The sequence below is a fragment of the Alcanivorax sp. HI0083 genome, from assembly GCF_001635175.1.
On record NZ_LWFX01000010.1, the window covers coordinates 1 to 1,447 of the forward strand.

The 1,447-nt window shown below is 64.1% G+C and carries 2 protein-coding genes; both read left to right on the forward strand.

Features of this window, described 5'->3' with window-relative positions:
• Window positions 1–907: D-alanine--D-alanine ligase (locus A3754_RS00200; RefSeq protein ID WP_231880423.1), on the forward strand; the 907-nt coding region annotated here is incomplete at its 5' end.
• Window positions 900–1,447 (forward strand): cell division protein FtsQ/DivIB (locus tag A3754_RS00205; protein WP_063518527.1); only part of this gene is annotated, 548 nt, incomplete at its 3' end. The genes A3754_RS00200 and A3754_RS00205, both read left to right, overlap by 8 nt.

Here is a 1,447-nt window from a genome sequence, read left to right on the forward strand (position 1 = left end):
GAAACAGCGATTGAGCCGGGTGGGCCGCGTGGCGGTGCTGGCCGGCGGCAAATCCGCAGAGCGCCCGGTGTCGCTGAAGAGCGGTGCGGCGGTGCATCAGGGCCTGCGCAATCTGGGCTTGATCGCAGAATTGGTGGATCCGGCGGACAAGAGCGTGGACACCCTGAAAGGCTTTGATGCCGCCTTTATTGCCCTGCACGGTCGCGGCGGCGAAGACGGCGTGATCCAGGGTGTACTGGAACATCTGGAGATTCCCTACACCGGGTCCGGAGTGATGGCATCGGCCATTGGCATGGACAAGGTGCGCACCAAGCAACTGTGGAAAGGGGCGGGTTTGCCGACCCCGGCGTTTTATGTGTCCGGCCGCGATGAGGTAGACCTGGGCTTCCCGGTCATCGTGAAACCGGCCCACGAAGGCTCCTCCATCGGTATGGCCAAGGCGGATAACGCTGAAGAGCTGGCCGAGGCGCTGGTTGCCGCAGAAAAATTTGATCAGGACGTGCTGGTGGAAGCCTGGGTCAACGGGCCGGAATACACCGTGGCGGTGCTGGGCGATGAAGCCTTGCCGGCCATCCGCCTGCAAACGCCCCATGCGTTCTATGACTTTGCAGCCAAGTATCAGTCCGACAGCACCGAATACCTGTGCCCGGCGGGGCTGGATGGTGCCGACGAGCAGGCGCTGCGGCAGCTGGCGCTGACAGCATTCCGGGTTGCCGGGTGCCGTGGCTGGGGCCGGGTCGATGTGATGCGCGATGCGCAGGGCCAGTGGCAGCTGCTGGAAGTGAACACGGTGCCTGGCATGACTGATCACTCGCTGGTGCCCATGGCGGCAAAGGCCACCGGCCGCGATTTTGACGTGCTGGTGGGTGAAATCCTGCTGGATGCACTGGAACGGGGTCGTGGCTAGAAACGCCCCCGCGCCCCGTGGCGCCCGCCGCAAGCCGGTGAAAAAGGCCGGCGTACCGCTGCGCGAGCGCATTGCAGCGGCGGTGCCGTGGATGCTGGTGAGCTCGGTGGCGCTGGTCATCCTGCTGGCGGTGATCTACCTGCCGTCAGCACTGGATGGCTACCCGATCCGCAAGGTGGGCGTGGACGGTGTCACCGATGTGCGCCGTCAGCAACAGATCGAGACCGCCTTGGCGGCGTTGGTGCGCGAAGAGAATTATTTCTCTGTGCCGCTGGAAGATATTTACCAGCAGTCACAGGGATTGAGTTGGGTGGAGGAGGTCTCCGTCCGTCGTCAGTGGCCCGATACCGTGGTGCTGACAGTGGAAGAGCGTCGCCCGGTGGCCGTGTGGAACGAGGCAGTGCTGGTGTCGGACAGCGGGCAGCCGTTCAAGGCGCTCAAGCAGTATGACCTGACGGATCTGCCCCACCTGAGCGGCCCGGAGCAACGGCTGGAGGAAGTCATGGGCTTCTACCACAGCATGGGCAAAACGCTGGCGGA